Here is a 17,044-nt window from a genome sequence, read left to right on the forward strand (position 1 = left end):
AGAGTTATATGGAAAGGATGAATGATATGTCTTTAAACCATAGTATTTATGTCTATAGTGAAATTGGAAAATTAAAATCTGTTCTTCTTCATTGTCCAGGTGAAGAAATAGAAAATATAGTACCAGACTATCTAAGAAGGCTTCTATTTGACGAAATTGCCTATTTAGATCAGGCCCGCAAAGAACATAATCAATTTGCTGATATCCTAAGAAATGAAGGTGTAGAAATTATCTATCTTACTGATTTAATGGCGGATGTTTTAGAAGATTCAGAAGTTAGGGAAGAATTTTTAAAGGAATTTATGGAGGAAGGAAAGGTTGTCACAGAAGGGCTTCAAGAGGCTATGATGGAGTTTTTCAGCCCCTATACTTCAAGGGAGTTTATAAAAAAATGCATAGCAGGAGTTAGAAAAGAAGAACTTAAACATATCAAACCTAAATCCTTAGGTGACATGATTAAAAATCCATATCCTTTTTACCTTGATCCAATTCCTAATATGTATTTTCAAAGAGACCCTTTTGCAGCAATCGGGAAAGGAATTTCTTTAAATGTTATGGCTAATGAAACCAGAAACAGAGAAACTATATTTGCAAAATATATTTTTAAATATCATCCTAGATTTAAAGGTGTACCTAGATGGTATAACAGGGATAAAACTCACTCAATTGAAGGGGGAGATATTCTAGTTCTTTCTGACAAAGTTTTAGCTATAGGAATTAGTGATAGAACTAAACCAATAGCTATTGAAAGAGTAGCTTATAATCTTTTAAGTTCCGAGGAGGGTTTTGAAACTATTTTAGCTTTTGATATTCCAAAGACAAGAGCTTATATGCATTTAGATACAGTATTTACTATGGTTGATTATGATCAGTTTACCATATATCCGGTCATTGAAGAGCCTCTAGACGTATATAGTATTACCAAGGGAAAAAATGATGAGATTAACATTAAATATGAACAAGGAGATTTGTCTGATATATTAAAAAAACACTTGAATTTATCAGCGGTAAATTTAATAAGGTGTGGAAATGGGGATAGTATTGCAGCCAGTAGAGAGCAGTGGAATGATGGAAGTAATACTCTTGCTATATCACCAGGAAAAGTTGTTTGTTATAATCGCAATCATGTAACAAATAAAGTTTTAAGAAAAAATAATATAGAGGTACTAGAATTTGAATCCTATGAATTATCTAGAGGGCGTGGCGGTCCAAGGTGCATGAGCATGCCTTTAGTTAGAGAAAACTTATAAAAATTGATAAAGATGGAAGAATGGTTAAAGCCATTCTTTTTTATATTCTACTATTATAAAGGAATTGTCCGCATATCTAGGGTATTTTCAGTAGTATAAATATTTATTATTAGAAACCTGTTATAATATAAAACATATACGTATGAAGATAAGTAATATCAATGTATTTTATGGAATAATACATCAAGTTATAGAAAAATAGAAGGGATAAAAAGTTAAAATGAGAATAAATAAACTTCTTAGCAATCTTGGTTTTTGTTCTAGAAGAGAAACCAATAGACTTATTGAAGAAAATAGAATAACGGTAAATGGAGAACTCTGTGAACCAGGGCAATGGGTAGAAGAGGAAGATATTATCCTTATAGACAATAAGCCAATTCCAGTGAAAGATAAAATTTATATTGCATTGAACAAACCAGTAGGAATTATTTGTACTGCAGCAAGGGAGATAGAAAATAATATAATTGATTTTATAAATTACCCAGAATATATTTTCCCAGTAGGCAGATTGGACAAAGCTTCTCAAGGGCTAATATTGATGACCAATGATGGTGACTTAGCAAATAAAATTTTAGAATCAGAAAGTGAACATGAGAAAGAATACATAGTAACTGTTAATAAACCTTTTGATGATGCTTTTTTAAAAGGAATGGCTGAAGGTGTAGAAATTTGTGGAGGTAAAACAAGACCTTGTAAGGTCACTAGAGTTAATGAAAATACTTTTCGTATTATTCTAACACAGGGAATGAACAAACAAATTCGAAGAATGAGCAAGGTTTTTGGATATACAGTTATACGATTAGAACGTATTCGAATTGTTAATATAAAGATAGATGACATAGGTGCGGGTAAATGGCGCAATCTTACGGAGGAAGAGGTAATAGAATTAAGAAATCTGTAAAGATAAATTCTATTGAACATAAAATAAACCAGTGCTTGAATAACACTGGTTTTATTATTTAAATTAAAAATGATTATATAAAACAGTTTGTGAAATATCTTTCCTTTTTGTATGATTTGGATGGACTTTTGCATCTTTACTTGGATAGCCTAATGGGAGAATGCATACTGGTTCAATATTTGATGGTATATTAAAAGCCTTACGGACAGCAACTGGATCAAAATGACCAACCCATGTTGTACCTAATCCAAGTTCAGTAGCTTCTAGCATCATATGTGTGGCAACAATACTTGCGTCGATATCAGTATGAATTTTTCCATCATAGCTACGCTTCCATGCCTCATCTTTGTCAGCACATACAAGTAAAGCCATAGGTGCATCGAAGTGAAAAATTGTACAATCTTTTAATTTAGCAAGTGCCTCATCACTTTCAATTATTAAAATTCTTTGAGGTTGATAATTTACAGCAGTAGGTGCTAATTGGCCAGCTTGCAAGATTAAATCTAATTTTTCGTGTTCAACCTTCTTAACATCAAAATATCTTAAAGAGTATCTTTCCTTTGCTAGTTCTATAAAATTCATAGAAATACCTCCTTATTCTTTTATAAGAATTTTTTCTACTTCAGCTATATATAGCGTATGATGATCTTTTTCAGGATACCATTTTTCATCTAGTTCCCTTTCGATAAAGCATTCAGGCTTAAAATCTTGTGCATATAATTTCTTGCATGTAATTACAAGATTTGCTTCCTCAAAGTAGGGGATATTATCTAAATGTTGAATTGTTAAATTAGATTTTGAAATCTTATCTTCATCTTTACCGGATACAGTTCCAAGATAACTTAATTGTTTTTTGAAGCTTTCATCAAAGAATGTTAGAGAAAAAGTATTAGAGTTATTTACAAATTCTTTAGTAAAACGCCCAGGTCTTATAACAATATAAGTTACATTTTTACCCCACATAAAACCAAAACCGCCCCATGCTGCAGTCATTGTGTTTACTTTATTATCCTTCTCAGCCGTGATGAGCATCCAATCTCTACCTATAAGTTGAAATGGGCTTTTGTTTAATTCCTCAGGTTTGATTTCTATAAATTTATTCATAATAAAATCTCCTTTCATGATATAAATTATTATATAAATTATTTTGCAAAATATTCTTATATAAATTATTATATAAATAACAATAAAAAGATAGTATGCACTTTAATGTAAGATACTAACCAAAAGGAGAGTAATGGGATGGATAAAGAAATAGAAGTAAACTCAGAGCCATTTGAATATACACTATCTGTAATCGGAGGTAAGTGGAAGATGACTATAATGTTTTGGCTACATGCATGTGAAGTGTTGCGTTATGGAGAACTAAAGAGATGTGTTAAAGGCATTACTCATAAAATGTTAAGTAGTCAGCTAAAGGAACTTGAATCTGATGATATTATAGTGCGTAAAGAATATCACCAAGTACCACCAAAAGTAGAGTACTTTTTATCAAAGAAAGGACTATCTCTTATGCCTATTTTAGAGGAAATATGTAAGTGGGGACATTTAAATATTGAAGATAGTGATTGTGTAGATTAAGATTTATCAATTCATGTATTTTATCAATTATGCTATTTTAAATATATTTTGAGAGGAGATAATTAATCTTAATGATTGACAATGGAAATATAGAGAAGCAATTTAGTAATGAATTAATTCTACTTCACTCTAAGGATCATATTGCCTTTTTCACAGATAAAGTAGATACTCATTATCACAGTCATAATTATATTCAAATTACTATTGGACTTGAGAAAAGTTTTAATATTACTGTAGAAAATGACTTCCTCTATACAGAGGGGATTATTGTAAATTCTAACATTAGTCATAGGTTATATGGATATAATGAATGGCAGTTATATTTATTAATTAACCCAGAATCTCTCTTTGGGGAGGTAATAAAAAGAAATTTATTACAAGAAAAACAAGTATATGTGTTAGGAGAAAAGGAGATAAGGGATGTTATTCAACTTGATATTAAATCAATGCCAAAAATGATTAATTCCATAGAATATGGTGAGTTTATAAAAAGATTAAAAGAAGTTTTAAATATATCAAATTATAACCTACAACATAAAATAGATCATCGTATACAAAAGGTTTTAACTTACATAGGAGATTATCCATTAGATAAATTATCTGTTAAAGAATTAAGTAATATGATTTTTTTATCAGAAAGTAGATTATCACATTTGTTTAAAAAAGAAATCGGCATATCTTTAACCAGCTATATACTCCATGAAAAATTAGAAAAAGCTTTTTATTTAATATTTAATGGATTAAATATTACTGATTCAGCCATTGAAGCTGGATTTAGCAGTTCTTCTCATTTTACTCGCGCTGTTCGGGACAAGTTAGGAATGGCTCCAAGAGAGATTATAAAAAACAGCAGATATTTGAAAGTATAGTTATAAAAATGCCCTTATAATAAAATAAAAAGGGTGATTATATGAATATGTATTTAAAACAAACCACATTATTAGATTTTAATACACCATCTATTCAAGATTTAATTATCAATAAGGGATGGAAGGATTTAGAGGAAGAAGAAAAGATTAAAGCGGTTTATGATTTTGTACGAAATGAAATCAAATTCGGCTACAATAGAAGTGATGATATACTTGCTTCTGAAGTTTTAAAAGATGGATATGGACAATGTAATACAAAAAGTATACTTTTAATGGCTTTGTTAAGGGCTTTAGGTATTCCATGCAGAATTCACGGTTTTTATATAGATAAGAAAATGCAAAAGGGTGCATTAACAGGTATTACTTATTTATTCGCTCCTAAAAAAATCGTTCATGCTTGGACAGAAGTGTATTTCAATAATCAGTGGGTAGCTTTAGAAGGGGTAATTATTGATGATAAATATCTTGACCAAGTAAAAGATAAACTTTGTAATTTTAATCAGGGCTATATAGGTTATGGAATTTCTGTAGATGATAAAGAGCAGATAAACCTTTGCTGGCAAGGGCAAAGCACATATATCCAAAGTTTTTCTATTACAGATGACTTAGGTATTTTCAATAGCCCTGATGATTTCTTTAGGGAATATAATAATACTAGTAACAAAATAAAAAGATTTGTATTTAATATTTTAAGAAAAAGAATCAATAAAAAATTAGATTGGATCAGATATAATAGATAATTTAATGATAAATATAGAATACAATGATTATTATACGCATAGTACCTTGACAGACATAGTACTATGCGTTATATTGTTGTTAGGAGGTGATTTTATTGACTCTTAGCAATGTGAGTAGCGACCTTATAAGAGGTAATATAGATACAATTATACTTTGTGTTTTATGTAAAAAAGATAGTTATGGTTATGAAATTATAAAAACTATAAAGGAAAATAGCGGCGGTAAATATGAGTTGAAAGAGCCTACTCTTTATTCTAGCTTAAAAAGATTAGAGGCTCAAAACATGGTGGAATCCTATTGGGGAAATGAAAGTCAAGGTGGTAGAAGAAAATACTATAAGATTACCTCAGATGGTTTTGAGATGTATGAGAGTAATTATGAAGCTTGGAGAGTTGCCCGAGATGTTATTGACAAATTAATTGAAGTGAGATAGGAGGGAATGTATATGAAAGATCTTGAAAAGTATGTTGATGGACTATTTGCAAATTATAAAAAAACAAAGGATATAGAAGATTTACGTGAAGAAATTTTGAGCAATCTTGAAGCCAGGATTAAGGATAATATGGATAGTGGACTAGATTATAAAGAAGCATATGATGAAGCCGTAAAAAATATTGAAAGTATTGATATGTTTATTGATGATAATAAAGAAATATATATTAATAAATTTAAAAGAGAATTGGCTCAAATAGGAGTTTTATACGCTTTGATCGGATGGATATTTACCATACCATTAAGATTGATATTTAGATCTATGATAAACAATATTTTTATGATTGCATTGATTTGTATAGGGATAATATATTTATTTATGATTTACAAAAAAGATGATGAATATTTAAGCAAAACTTCAATAATCGACATGCATGATATTAACACTCTAAAAAGATACACTTGGATTATTTGGGGGATATTTATGTCTTTAATGACGTTAGTTAATTTTGCCCTTCGCTTTGCAAGTAATGTTTGGTTTTCACGTCCAGTTAGAATTGACGGACCATATCAATTTGCAATGATAGTAGGTAGTTTTTTCATACCTTTGTTATCAATAGTAATTCCTCTATTTATAAATAGAGCTTGTAAGTTAATAAATGAATATGAGGTGAATTAATAGTGAAAAAACGTAATTTTATAATAATTATTTTGCTTGTAATTGGGGTGGCAGCATTTGGATCTACAGAATTTATTCTTAAACCAAGACAAGAAGAGAAGAAAGCTAAATACCTATTAGCGCAGCAAAGTTCAGTGACACATGATTTTAAAAATGTGCTTAAATATAAAACCCAATACATGGGGGATAGTTCAAATATTATAAATCTTAATTATTCACTTCCACTAGGTAATATTCCTCGAACAAATGAAATTAACTCAGATAAGCTTGAATATATAATCAATTATAAAGAAAGCGTATCAAACATTGGAGAAGAAAAAGTTAAAACTGATTTAATTTACAATGCTACAGCAAACTTTGCCTTGATAGATAACTTGGAAGCAATTACTTTTAATTTTACAGATTCCTCATACAAAATAACAAGAAATGATGTGGAAGATTGGTATAAGATAGATCTATCTTCTCTTGTAGATGAGACAAAATGGTCAAAAGAGGTTCAAGAAAAGTTAGGGGAAAAAAATTATGTAGATGAATTTTGGAAGGCTAACTTTATGGAGATAAAGGATAGGGTTGCAAGTAGTTTTTAATATGATTTTAGTATATTAGAAATAGTTTAGTTAAAGATAAAATTGTATGGTAATTTTTAAAAAATTGCTATACAATTTTTATATATGATTAAATTTGGAGGAGAAAGTATATGTTTGAAGGGATAGATAAAAAGAAAGCTTTATTGGATAGTAAGAGACCGTTAGATAGAAAAGCAGCAGAAAATTTAAAAAAATACTTTGATGTTGAGTTAACATATAATTCTAATGCCATAGAGGGAAATACTCTAACAATTACGGAGACTAAAGTTATTTTAGAAGATGGACTTACTATAGGAAAAGGTAAAAGCCTTAAAGAACACCTAGAGGTTATCAATCATAAAGAAGCAATTGATTACATTGATGATATAGTTAGTAGTGACATAGATATATCTGAAAGAGTAATAAAAAACTTACATTACATAATACTTAAAAGTATAGATAATAAAAATGCTGGTGAGTATAGAAAATCAAATGTATTGATAAGTGGTAGTAGACACAAACCAGTAGAACATTTTTTAGTGCCAGAAAAAATGCAGGAGTTAATAGATTGGTATAAAGAAAATAAAAGTAAAATGCATCCAATTCAATTGGCAGCAATGTTTCATTTTAAGTATGTATATATCCATCCATTCATTGACGGAAATGGTAGAAGTGCAAGATTATTAATGAATTTAATTTTGATGAGAAATGGATATCCAATTACAGTTATAAAAACAGAAAATAGAGATGAATATATGAAATCACTAGAAAAAGCAAGTCTACAAGAAGATGCTACTGATTTTATAAAAATTGTAGCAGAAGCAGTAGAGAGAAGTTTAGACACTTATTTATATATAATAGGTTAATTCTTAGTCATAAATTTTTTACTACATCAAAGCAGAGAAAACATAAATTTCTCTGCTTTTTTTATATAATTTTTTAGCTAAAATTTATCCGATGACTACCATCCGTAATACTCCCATCTTCTACAAGTGGGAGATATTAGAACTCTTGAGCTTCAGCGATTTAGAGTTTTTATGCTGTGCATAACGGATGCTACGTCACTGGATAAGTTTTTCTAAGCTTCAGCTGGAGTAAGTATTCTTTTTAAGCAAACTCCATCTGAAGCTAAGAATCACTTGATTCTATTTGACAAGTATGTCACAACGTGATATAGTTTAATTATGATATGTCACGATGCGACATATCGTGATTAAACATAGTTAGGAGAGGCAGTATGAGTGTGGAAAAGGTATTAAAAGCATTTATCCCAATGACGGAAACCGCATATTATATTCTTCTTTCGCTTACAGAACCGAGGCATGGATATGGAATAATACAGCATGTTGAAAAAATAACTAATGGAAGAATTAGGCTTGGATCGGGAACTGTATATGGCACATTATCTAAAATGCAAAAGAGTGGAGTTATCTCTGTGTATTCTGATGAGGAACGAAGAACCATATATGAAATAACTGACATAGGGAAGATTTTAATCAAAGAAGAGATCAATAGAATAAAAGAGTTATACAATAATGCACTTACATATGAGGAGTGGTTTTATGAAAAAGATAATTAAACTTTTTTGGAGCTTTAATATTATTAAAATAGAAAAATGGTTATCAGAAAAAGCTTTAGAGGGATACATATTAAAAGATGTAAATATGATAACTAGAGTATTTACTTTTGAAAAAGGAGAAGGTAAAAAACTGACCTATAAAATTTGTTGTGAAGCTAAAGGAACAAAAGATATTCAAAACGCTCTAAAAAAAGATGGATGGTATAAGGTATGCAATAAAGGTAAGTGGTTCTTTATTACCAATGAAAAGGAAAAAGAAGAGATAAAAATATATCCATCAAGAGAAAGGTTATTAAAAAGAATCAAAATATTAAAAAGTATATTAGGGTTTATAGCATTATATTATGGAGTAAGTTTTGGGATATTTTCTATACTGTTTGTTCCAGTTATAATTGCATGGATATTTGGATTAGGAAATATCCAATATATAAATGAAGCTAGTGAGGAAAGCATTGAATCCGGTGTTTCATATTTTACAAATAAAGATATTTCTGGTGTAGTTTCTGTATTAGCAGTTATTTCTATATTGTCCTATTTAATTTTTAAATTAAATACCAGGGAAAAAGAATTAAAGGGAAATTGCACTTCCAATTTAATTATTTCTGATGATAATGTTATATTAGAGGAAGAAGAAGTAAGTCCTAAAAAAGGTGTAAAGACGATAAAAAAATTAAAACTTGGATGGATGTATTCACCAGATAGACTGGAAAATTGGTTAGAGCAGATGGAGAGTAGAGGATTTAATTTATATAAGGTAAATAACTTAGGAACTAAATTTTATTTTGTAGAAGGAAAACCACGTAAAATAAGGTATGTTACAGATTATCAAAATTTAGAGAATAAAGCCTGCTATGAAATATATAAGCAAGATGGGTGGAAATTAATTTTCAATAGTATGGGAAGTACGACTAAATGGACTATATGGGGAAAAGAATATGTTGATGAGCGTCCAGAAATATATTCAGATAAAAGTGATATGGTTAAGCACGCTAAAAAAGTATTAATATCATATTCGATTTGGCTAATTCCAGTTATAATTATGTTTATGTTTCAAGTAAAAATGCAAATGACACTAGTTATGAAGTATGGGTATAAAATGTGGGGATTTACATTGATTCCTATGATAGTGTTAATATATTTTTGTTATCTATATTATAGCGTTATAGTTTTTTATAATAGAACGAAAAAACAATTGATAATTTAAAAGATTATCATAAAAGGGCAGAGAAAACGTAAAATTCTCTGCTTTTTTATATGCTCTTTTATTTGTTGGAAAATATTGTTGACGAAAATCATATAGTAGAATACAATAATATTAACAGTGTTAATATTACTAATTGTGTTAATGTAACTAACAGTGTTAATCAAAATGAAGAGGTGAATTTATGAAAACTTTAATTTTAGTTAGTTCTAAATATGGAGCGGCTGAAAAGTGTGCAAAGCTTATTATGAAAGACTTAGAAGGAAAAGTAGATATGATAAATTTAAAAAATAAAGAATGCAAAGAGATAGATAGTTATGACACTGTAATTATTGGAGGCTCTGTTTATGCTGGTAGAATTGGAGAAGAGATAAAAAAAATTATTGAAAATAATAAAGAATCTCTATGCAAAAAAAATGTAGGATTATTTGTTTGCTGCAAAGAGGAAGGAGAAAAAGCCCAAGAATTTATGAAAGCTAATATTCCAGAATGGCTTATTGAAAGAGCTTTTATAAAAGAACATTTAGGTCATGAAATTAATTTAGAGAAAATGAATTTTTTAGAAAGATTCCTTTTGAAAAACATATTTAAGGTAAAGGAAAGTTACTCAATGATAGATTATGATGCATTAAAGAGATTAATTGAAAAAATAAACAGAATGGATGTTGTAAATGGATAATAAGGAAATACAAAGACAGAGAATGATGAGATATTTTATAGATGCAGCAAAAGAAATTATTAAGGAGGAAGGAGTAAAGGAGCTAACGGCTAGAAAAGTTGGTGAAAAGGCCGGTTATTCTTATGCTACCATATATAATTATTTTAATGATTTAAATACATTGCTTGCATATTGTTCCTTTGACTTTCTTGAAGATTGTTATAGATATGTAGTAAGTTTTAAAAATCACACAGAAGATTGTAGAGAACGAGTTGGCATATGCGGAGCAGCATATTTTAGGTATTTTGCTGAAAATCCTGATATGTTTCAGATTATATTTTTAGAAGAATTAGGAAAAGCCTCGGAAGAAGTTATTAAAGATTTTACCCAACCTTCGGTAGCTCTCCTCCTTGGTGAAACAATAGCTGAATGTTCTAAGCAAGGTTATATAAGAGAAGAAAACATTGGATTCTTAGCAGAATTGATTACTTCCTCTATTCATGGAAAGCTTTTATTCTTCTTAAAAGGAAGAAATACAGAAGGGTTAGAGGATATGATTACTTCTATTAAGAAGGAAATAGAATTTCTTATTGAATTGGTGGGGTGAAAATGAGCAAAAATAAAGTAATTAGAAGAATTTTAACTGTAATGATAATTATAGTGATTGGAATGTTTATGGCTATCTATATAAGTATTCAAGGGCTTAATAAAAAAATAAGAGCAGTAGAAGTAAATAATGTAGATTTATATAAAGTAAGTGATGGGGAATACAGCGGTGAGTATGGTTTTAAAGAAATCATAGGAGCTAAAGTTAAGGTAACAGTTAACAATAATAAAATAACGAATATTGATTTAATTGAACACAAATATGGACTTGGGGAAAAAGCAGAAGTTATCACCAGTAGAGTTATTGACTCACAAAGTTTAAGTGTAGATGTGGTTTCAGGGGCAACAGCTAGTAGTACAGTTATATTAAAGTCAATAGAAAATGCATTAACACAATAAAAAATGGCAAGCGAGGGCAAGCGAGAATGAAGCTTTAGCTTAGCTAAAACTTCATTCTTGAAAGGTTTTTAAAAAATTTCTTGCTGGGGTTGATAGATATTTATTTTTTAACCATACTATAGCTGTTTGTGTCATTAAAGATGGAGCATTAATCTCCATGGCTTTTAAATTATCCATTGAAACGAGATTAGCCCAAGTGGCTGGTACAATAGCTACTCCTATTCCTTTGCTTGCCCAAGATAATATTAATCTAGGGTCATCATTTACACAAAGTATCTTGGCCTGAAAACCTGCTTTTCCACAGGCCTCCATTATCATGTGTTCATATCTTATATCAACTAATAAAGGTTGATTTTTTAATTCAGATAAATATATCCATTCTTCATTATTATCCCAAGATAAATCAATGCTAGTTGCGGCTACCATGGGCTCGATTGGCAAATATATGGATTCAAAAATTTCTGGGTTTAATGGAGTTCTTACAATTCCAATTTCTATGACCCTGCTTTTTAACATTTCTAATATCTTATATGTGCTACCTTCTCTTATTTGAAAACTTATATTAGGATATTTTTTGTGAAAGGTGTAAACTCTATCCTGTAAAAGAGTAGCCCCAGCAGTTGCAATACTGCCGATGGATAATGTGCCCTGAATTCCTTCATTAAAATCCTTTAGTTCCTTTATTGTAGTTTCTGTTAATTCTAAAATCTGTTCAGCTCTACGCTGTAGCATCAGTCCAGCATCAGTTATTTGAAATTTTCTAGTAGTTCTCTCAATCAATTTAACTCCTAATTCATCTTCGAGAAATTTTAATTGTTGGCTCAGATAAGGCTGAGCTATGTGCAATCTTTCAGCAGCTTTAGTTATGTTTCCTTCTTCAACAATAGCGAGAAAATAAGTAAGTTGTCTATTATCTATAATAATTATCACTCCATATATTTTATTTATATATATTTTTATATAAGTATAAGAGTTTTTAGATATTTTTCATATATATAATTACTTGATATAATAATATATGAAGAGACAAATAAAGTCAAAAGTTAGTAAGAGTAATACGAATAGATTGAATAAATAAAAATTAATAGTGTTTGCATTTATCCAAGTCCATATAAAAAGGAGGGGACAAGATTAGATCTAAATCTAATTTGTCACATCCTCCTAATCCACCTAATTTGATTCTGCTGTAGTAGGCAGAATTTTTTTTGCAAAATTCTCTTTTGGAAGACTTAATAAATTTAATAAACTTAATAAACTGCATTTCATAAGGATTTAAATTATAGTATTACTTTTTTATATGTTTCTATTTTATGAACAACCATTTAATGTTATATTATAATTAAGTTACAATTTAGGAGTGGAGTGATTTTATGGAGTTATATAGAGAGCCTATTATTACAATTAGAGATTTATATATGAATTTTGGAGATAAAGAAGTGTTAAAGGGTATAAATCTAGATGTTTATAAGGGTCAAATAATAGGATATATAGGGCCTAATGGTGCAGGAAAAAGTACTACAGTTAAAATTATGTTAGGACTTATTGAAGGATATGAAGGAAAGATTGAAATCTTTGGTGAATCCATAGAAAAAGGAGCTATAGAATACAAAAGAAGAATAGGATATGTTCCTGAAACTGCGGATATTTATGACAGTCTTACTGCAAAGGAATATTTAACATTCATAGGTGAACTATATGGATTGACACCTAGTGAAGTAGATGATAAAGCTAAAAGACTTATGAATATATTTGGTATAGAAAATGCATATAATTCTAGAGTTTCATCTTACTCTAAAGGAATGAGGCAAAAGGTTGTAATAATATCTAGTCTAATACACAATCCAGATATATTATTTTTAGATGAACCATTGAGTGGCTTGGATGCAAATACGGTAATGATAGTAAAAGAAATTTTATCTAAATTGGCAAGCAAGGGTAAGACTATATTTTATTCCTCTCACATAATGGAGGTGGTTGAAAAGATCAGTAGTAGAATAGTGCTGTTGAACGACGGACAAATAGTAGCAGATGGAAGCTTTGAAGAGCTTAAAGATACATGTAGTGAGGGATCTTTAGAGCAAATATTTAATCAACTTACTGGTTTTAATGAGCATGAAAGTAAGGCGGAAGAATTTGTGACTATAATTGAAGAAGGTGAGAGCTATGAAGGAATTTAAGGTGTTAAAATTTATAGATAAATTTAAGTTTTTATTCACTAAATTCGGAGTAGATTACCAAGCCATGAGAAGAATTCTTCAAATAAAGCTGATAATGGATGGCAGAAGAGTACCTACCGTTATGAATAATTACAAAAATGATGAAAAAGAGGAGGAAAACAAGTTCTTCAAATCTTTAATATCATATTTCCTTTTAGGAATAGTTCTAGCCATATTAGTGGGTTTTAAATTTAATATGATGTATCAAATGACTATGTTTTTCGGTATAATGATGTTTATGTTAATGACTACTTTAATTTCAGACTTTTCATCTGTACTTTTAGATTTAAGGGATAAGAATATCATATTTACAAAACCAGTAGATAGCAAAACAATAAATACAGCCAAAGTCATCCACATATTAATATATATGTTTTCTGTTACTACTGCAATAACAGGTTTATCGCTTTTAGTATCTTTAAGGCATGGAGTTGTATTTTTCTTAATTTTATTTTTCGAAATAATTTTCATAGATATATTTATGATTGCGATTATAGCGGCATTGTACACTTTCATATTAAAATTTTTCGATGGAGAGAAGTTAAAGGATATAATAAATTATGTTCAAATAATATTAACCATATTTTTGACCGTAGGATATCAATTTATAGGAAGGCTATTTAGTATTGTAGATATAAATGTAGTTTTCAATCCTAAATGGTGGCAATATTTAATTCCTCCAATCTGGTTTGCAGCACCTTTTGAAGTGATTTTAAATAATAACTATAATAGTTCTATTTTGATTTTAGCTTTAATGGCCATAATTATGCCTATTGTTTCTATAGTAATATACATTAATCTTATACCTACCTTTGAAAGAAATTTACAAAAGCTCAATAATAATTCTAATTTTACAAGTAGGAAGAAAAAGTCCATAAGTGAAAGTGTAGGTAATCTCATTTGTTTTAATAAGATTGAGAAAATATTTTATAAATTCACATGTAATATAATAAAAAATGAAAGAGAATTTAAATTAAAAATATATCCTTCCTTAGGATTTGCTATAATATTTCCTTTCATATTTTTGTTTAATACAATTTCAAAAGGAACTTCACTAAGTGAATGGATTAACCATTTAAGCTCAACAAAATATTATTTTAACATATATTTTTGTGCCATGTCTTCTTCTACTATAATTATGATGATTAAATACTCGGAAAAGTATAAAGGGGCATGGATTTATAAGGTAGCTCCCATAAAAGAAATTTCGCCAATATTTAAGGGAACCATAAAGGCCTGTTTAGTAAAGCTTATAATTCCAATATATATAGTTGATGCAGCTATATTCTCATTGATATTTGGTATTAAGATATTACCACATTTAATTATAGTATTCTTAAACATAATATTGTATGTAATCTTATGTTTTAAGGCATTTAATAAAGCACTGCCATTTTCCAAGCAATTTCAGGCTACTCAGGATGGGGAAGGATTAACAAGTTTTTTATTATTTATTGCTTTAGCAATTATGGCAGGAGTGCATTATGGACTTACTAATCTTGGATTTAATATTTATCTATATATGGGTATATTAAGTATAGGGGTTATTATATTCTGGAAAAATGCATTTAACATATCTTTAGATAGCATGAATTAGGAAAGGGTTGTCTCAAAGTAGAAAATAATTTCTAGGGTGAGACAGCTCTTTTTATTTTAAAAATAAATATAAATATAGCAGAATTTATCACCAAAGCATTGGAACTAGTTGATTATATGATAAATGAATATGATATAAAATATAGTAAAATAGTATAAATATTATATTTTATCATAATATATGGTATAATATAAAATAATAGGTACAATAATAGGAATGGAAGGCTATCCTTTTTATCCGATGACTACCATCCGTAATACTCCCATCGCACTCAGTTAAAGCGATTTAGAGTTCCTATGCTGTGCATAACGGATGCTACGTCCCTGGATAAGTTCTTCTAAGCTTCAGCTGGAGTAAGTATTCCTTTTAAGCAAACTCCATCTGAACCTAAGAATCACTTGATATGGCCAATAATTATACCTCCAAAATCTTTAATGTTGAAGTTAAAAATAACATTAAAGTCCCTTATATTAGAAATAGTATAAGGGCTTTTTATTAAAATTAGAAATGGAGTGATTTAAATGAAAGTATTGTTCTGTAATATAGGATGGATGAAAGAATATAAGGGTATTAATGAAGATGATACCATTGCCTCTATTACTACGAAATCAGATAAAAATAATAAGGATGCAGAACAGTATAACTTTTTAAACCTGGATGGGTATTATTACGGATATGCTTCTACTAAATCAGGTAGCAAGAAGAAAACTGAGTTACAATTAGAAGAGATAGATCCTAAAGAGGAAGGAACAGAATTCTTAGATGATGTGCTAGTTATTTGGATGGCCAAAAGACCAAATGATAAAGCTGGTAGTAGAATAATAGGCTGGTATAAAAATGCTAGGGTTTATAGAAACTATAAAGAAAATTCCTTAGGAGCATACAATATAAGGGCAAAGGTAAAAGATAGCTTATTAATACCCCCTATGCATAGAAGTTACTTAATATATCCTGCAAGAATAATAGGAACAGGAAAAGGCATGGGACAGTCTAGTATATGGCTTCCTAAAGGAGAAGACGCAAAAGAAATAGTGGAAAATTGCATAAACTATATAAATGATTATAGTTATGAGAGGTTCGATGACCACATTACAGAAGATCAGTTAAATTTTATCACGAAAGATAAACTAGACTCAATAGATTCTTACTTTAAAAAAGGTGAGGAACTTCTACATATAAATCCTCTAAAAACAGTTCAATATTGCAATAAACTTATAGATGAAAAAGGCGAAGATTTAGATATCCTATACAATAAAGCTTTAGGTCTTGAGAAATTAAGATTTTATACCAAAGCAAGGGAATTACTTAAAGATATACTTGCGAAGGATAATAGCCATAAAGAAGCTAAAGCTAAGTTTGATAATATTAACAAATTGCTTAAGGATATAGATGGAGCTTCTTAATACTTATTATAGGGAAAGGTTTTACAAAGATTGATTATTCTCAAATAGAAAGAAGTAAGGCACGTAGTGAAGCCGCTCTAAAAAAGTCGCTATTTCACTATATACCTTACTTCTTTTATGTTTAGCAGTTATATTTGTAAAAGTGAGATATTCTATATATTATAATAAATTGGTTTATCAAACATTTATCTTTAAAATTTCATTGTGAAAAACTTAAAATGCTATGTAATGTGACCTATGCATTTGAGCAAAATCTAGAAATTCTTAATTTATTTTAGAAAAATACCGTTAAGATGCTGTACATGTTTGACCTGATATGCTCCCTTTAAGGTAGACAGATTAAAAAATAAAAATCTGTCACTAGAA

General features: G+C 29.2%; 20 protein-coding genes. 17 read left to right on the forward strand and 3 right to left on the reverse strand.

The window, feature by feature from the left end; all coding sequences use genetic code 11:
• The first annotated feature begins 8 nt into the window (after positions 1–8).
• Together arcA and RYO54_RS16395 are read left to right on the forward strand one after the other, a co-directional pair.
• On the forward strand, positions 9–1,250 hold the full coding sequence (gene arcA / locus RYO54_RS16390) for an arginine deiminase (RefSeq protein ID WP_315121173.1): 1,242 nt from the start codon (positions 9–11) through the stop codon (positions 1,248–1,250).
• Positions 1,251–1,470: 220 nt separating this feature from the next.
• Complete coding sequence (locus RYO54_RS16395) at positions 1,471–2,151, forward strand: pseudouridine synthase (RefSeq protein WP_315121176.1); 681 nt, start codon at positions 1,471–1,473, stop codon at positions 2,149–2,151.
• Between the two features lie 63 nt (positions 2,152–2,214).
• Here the strand turns inward: RYO54_RS16395 and RYO54_RS16400 are convergent, their stop codons facing one another.
• Both RYO54_RS16400 and RYO54_RS16405 read right to left on the reverse strand, forming a co-directional pair.
• Positions 2,215–2,733 carry a nitroreductase family protein gene (locus RYO54_RS16400; RefSeq protein ID WP_315121179.1) on the reverse strand — a complete coding sequence of 173 codons (519 nt, stop codon included), beginning with the start codon at positions 2,731–2,733 and terminating at the stop codon, positions 2,215–2,217.
• Between the two features lie 12 nt (positions 2,734–2,745).
• Positions 2,746–3,255 carry a flavin reductase gene (locus RYO54_RS16405; RefSeq protein WP_315121181.1) on the reverse strand — a complete coding sequence of 170 codons (510 nt, stop codon included), beginning with the start codon at positions 3,253–3,255 and terminating at the stop codon, positions 2,746–2,748.
• A 138-nt stretch (positions 3,256–3,393) separates the two neighbouring features.
• Here RYO54_RS16405 and RYO54_RS16410 point away from each other — a divergent pair, with 138 nt between their 5' ends.
• The 12 genes from RYO54_RS16410 to RYO54_RS16465 all read left to right on the forward strand — a co-directional run bounded on the left by RYO54_RS16410 (position 3,394) and on the right by RYO54_RS16465 (position 11,462).
• Complete coding sequence (locus RYO54_RS16410; RefSeq protein WP_315121184.1) at positions 3,394–3,732, forward strand: helix-turn-helix domain-containing protein; 339 nt, start codon at positions 3,394–3,396, stop codon at positions 3,730–3,732.
• 71 nt (positions 3,733–3,803) lie between these two features.
• On the forward strand, positions 3,804–4,601 hold the full coding sequence (locus RYO54_RS16415) for an AraC family transcriptional regulator (protein WP_315121187.1): 798 nt from the start codon (positions 3,804–3,806) through the stop codon (positions 4,599–4,601).
• Between the two features lie 41 nt (positions 4,602–4,642).
• The gene (locus tag RYO54_RS16420; protein ID WP_315121190.1) at positions 4,643–5,341 is read left to right on the forward strand and encodes a transglutaminase-like domain-containing protein; all 699 of its coding nucleotides are present in this window, start codon (positions 4,643–4,645) and stop codon (positions 5,339–5,341) included.
• Positions 5,342–5,436: 95 nt separating this feature from the next.
• Positions 5,437–5,775: a PadR family transcriptional regulator gene (locus tag RYO54_RS16425; protein WP_315121193.1), complete on the forward strand. Its 339-nt coding sequence runs from the start codon at positions 5,437–5,439 to the stop codon at positions 5,773–5,775.
• Positions 5,776–5,787: 12 nt separating this feature from the next.
• Entirely contained in the window at positions 5,788–6,453 is a 666-nt protein-coding gene (locus RYO54_RS16430) for a permease prefix domain 1-containing protein (RefSeq protein WP_315121195.1), read from the forward strand.
• Between the two features lie 2 nt (positions 6,454–6,455).
• A complete protein-coding gene (locus RYO54_RS16435; protein WP_315121196.1) occupies positions 6,456–7,040 on the forward strand; it encodes a DUF4825 domain-containing protein in 585 nt (194 codons plus the stop codon).
• 110 nt (positions 7,041–7,150) lie between these two features.
• The gene (locus RYO54_RS16440) at positions 7,151–7,885 is read left to right on the forward strand and encodes a Fic family protein (RefSeq protein WP_315121199.1); all 735 of its coding nucleotides are present in this window, start codon (positions 7,151–7,153) and stop codon (positions 7,883–7,885) included.
• A 371-nt stretch (positions 7,886–8,256) separates the two neighbouring features.
• Positions 8,257–8,598, forward strand: a complete 342-nt coding sequence (locus tag RYO54_RS16445; RefSeq protein ID WP_315121202.1) for a PadR family transcriptional regulator — start codon at positions 8,257–8,259, stop codon at positions 8,596–8,598.
• Positions 8,582–9,802 (forward strand): DUF2812 domain-containing protein, encoded by a 1,221-nt coding sequence (locus RYO54_RS16450; RefSeq protein ID WP_315121204.1) that lies wholly within the window; start codon positions 8,582–8,584, stop codon positions 9,800–9,802. Before RYO54_RS16445 ends, RYO54_RS16450 begins: the two co-directional genes overlap by 17 nt.
• A gap of 181 nt (positions 9,803–9,983) precedes the next feature.
• Complete coding sequence (locus tag RYO54_RS16455) at positions 9,984–10,478, forward strand: flavodoxin domain-containing protein (protein ID WP_315121207.1); 495 nt, start codon at positions 9,984–9,986, stop codon at positions 10,476–10,478.
• Positions 10,471–11,064, forward strand: a complete 594-nt coding sequence (locus tag RYO54_RS16460; protein WP_315121209.1) for a TetR/AcrR family transcriptional regulator — start codon at positions 10,471–10,473, stop codon at positions 11,062–11,064. Before RYO54_RS16455 ends, RYO54_RS16460 begins: the two co-directional genes overlap by 8 nt.
• Positions 11,065–11,066: 2 nt before the next feature.
• Positions 11,067–11,462, forward strand: coding sequence for an FMN-binding protein (locus RYO54_RS16465; protein ID WP_315121211.1), 396 nt, complete (start codon positions 11,067–11,069; stop codon positions 11,460–11,462).
• A 51-nt stretch (positions 11,463–11,513) separates the two neighbouring features.
• On the opposite strand, the gene RYO54_RS16470 is transcribed toward RYO54_RS16465, so the two are convergent.
• A complete protein-coding gene (locus RYO54_RS16470) occupies positions 11,514–12,392 on the reverse strand; it encodes a LysR family transcriptional regulator (protein WP_315121213.1) in 879 nt (292 codons plus the stop codon).
• Positions 12,393–12,832: 440 nt separating this feature from the next.
• Here RYO54_RS16470 and RYO54_RS16475 point away from each other — a divergent pair, with 440 nt between their 5' ends.
• The 3 genes from RYO54_RS16475 (at position 12,833) to RYO54_RS16485 (ending at position 16,678) form a co-directional block, all read left to right on the forward strand.
• Positions 12,833–13,639 carry an ABC transporter ATP-binding protein gene (locus RYO54_RS16475; RefSeq protein ID WP_315121216.1) on the forward strand — a complete coding sequence of 269 codons (807 nt, stop codon included), beginning with the start codon at positions 12,833–12,835 and terminating at the stop codon, positions 13,637–13,639.
• Positions 13,626–15,275 (forward strand): hypothetical protein, encoded by a 1,650-nt coding sequence (locus tag RYO54_RS16480; protein WP_315121218.1) that lies wholly within the window; start codon positions 13,626–13,628, stop codon positions 15,273–15,275. Before RYO54_RS16475 ends, RYO54_RS16480 begins: the two co-directional genes overlap by 14 nt.
• Before the next feature lie 521 nt (positions 15,276–15,796).
• Positions 15,797–16,678, forward strand: coding sequence for a hypothetical protein (locus tag RYO54_RS16485; protein WP_315121220.1), 882 nt, complete (start codon positions 15,797–15,799; stop codon positions 16,676–16,678).
• Positions 16,679–17,044 lie beyond the last annotated feature (366 nt).

It is taken from the genome of uncultured Clostridium sp., assembly GCF_963515715.1.
Classification (GTDB): Bacteria; Bacillota; Clostridia; order Clostridiales; family Clostridiaceae; genus Clostridium_AW.

Bases quoted from the DNA above. Each gene is read 5' to 3' on its own strand.
- RYO54_RS16400 (WP_315121179.1), bottom strand. From the start codon at position 2,733: ATGAATTTTATAGAACTAGCAAAGGAAAGATACTCTTTAAGATATTTT.
- RYO54_RS16480 (WP_315121218.1), top strand. From the start codon at position 13,626: ATGAAGGAATTTAAGGTGTTAAAATTTATAGATAAATTTAAGTTTTTA.
- RYO54_RS16405 (WP_315121181.1), bottom strand. From the start codon at position 3,255: ATGAATAAATTTATAGAAATCAAACCTGAGGAATTAAACAAAAGCCCA.
- RYO54_RS16395 (WP_315121176.1), top strand. From the start codon at position 1,471: ATGAGAATAAATAAACTTCTTAGCAATCTTGGTTTTTGTTCTAGAAGA.
- RYO54_RS16430 (WP_315121195.1), top strand. From the start codon at position 5,788: ATGAAAGATCTTGAAAAGTATGTTGATGGACTATTTGCAAATTATAAA.
- RYO54_RS16420 (WP_315121190.1), top strand. From the start codon at position 4,643: ATGAATATGTATTTAAAACAAACCACATTATTAGATTTTAATACACCA.
- RYO54_RS16465 (WP_315121211.1), top strand. From the start codon at position 11,067: ATGAGCAAAAATAAAGTAATTAGAAGAATTTTAACTGTAATGATAATT.
- RYO54_RS16445 (WP_315121202.1), top strand. From the start codon at position 8,257: ATGAGTGTGGAAAAGGTATTAAAAGCATTTATCCCAATGACGGAAACC.
- RYO54_RS16460 (WP_315121209.1), top strand. From the start codon at position 10,471: ATGGATAATAAGGAAATACAAAGACAGAGAATGATGAGATATTTTATA.
- arcA (WP_315121173.1), top strand. From the start codon at position 9: ATGGAAAGGATGAATGATATGTCTTTAAACCATAGTATTTATGTCTAT.
- RYO54_RS16440 (WP_315121199.1), top strand. From the start codon at position 7,151: ATGTTTGAAGGGATAGATAAAAAGAAAGCTTTATTGGATAGTAAGAGA.
- RYO54_RS16485 (WP_315121220.1), top strand. From the start codon at position 15,797: ATGAAAGTATTGTTCTGTAATATAGGATGGATGAAAGAATATAAGGGT.
- RYO54_RS16415 (WP_315121187.1), top strand. From the start codon at position 3,804: ATGATTGACAATGGAAATATAGAGAAGCAATTTAGTAATGAATTAATT.
- RYO54_RS16410 (WP_315121184.1), top strand. From the start codon at position 3,394: ATGGATAAAGAAATAGAAGTAAACTCAGAGCCATTTGAATATACACTA.
- RYO54_RS16450 (WP_315121204.1), top strand. From the start codon at position 8,582: ATGAAAAAGATAATTAAACTTTTTTGGAGCTTTAATATTATTAAAATA.
- RYO54_RS16455 (WP_315121207.1), top strand. From the start codon at position 9,984: ATGAAAACTTTAATTTTAGTTAGTTCTAAATATGGAGCGGCTGAAAAG.
- RYO54_RS16475 (WP_315121216.1), top strand. From the start codon at position 12,833: ATGGAGTTATATAGAGAGCCTATTATTACAATTAGAGATTTATATATG.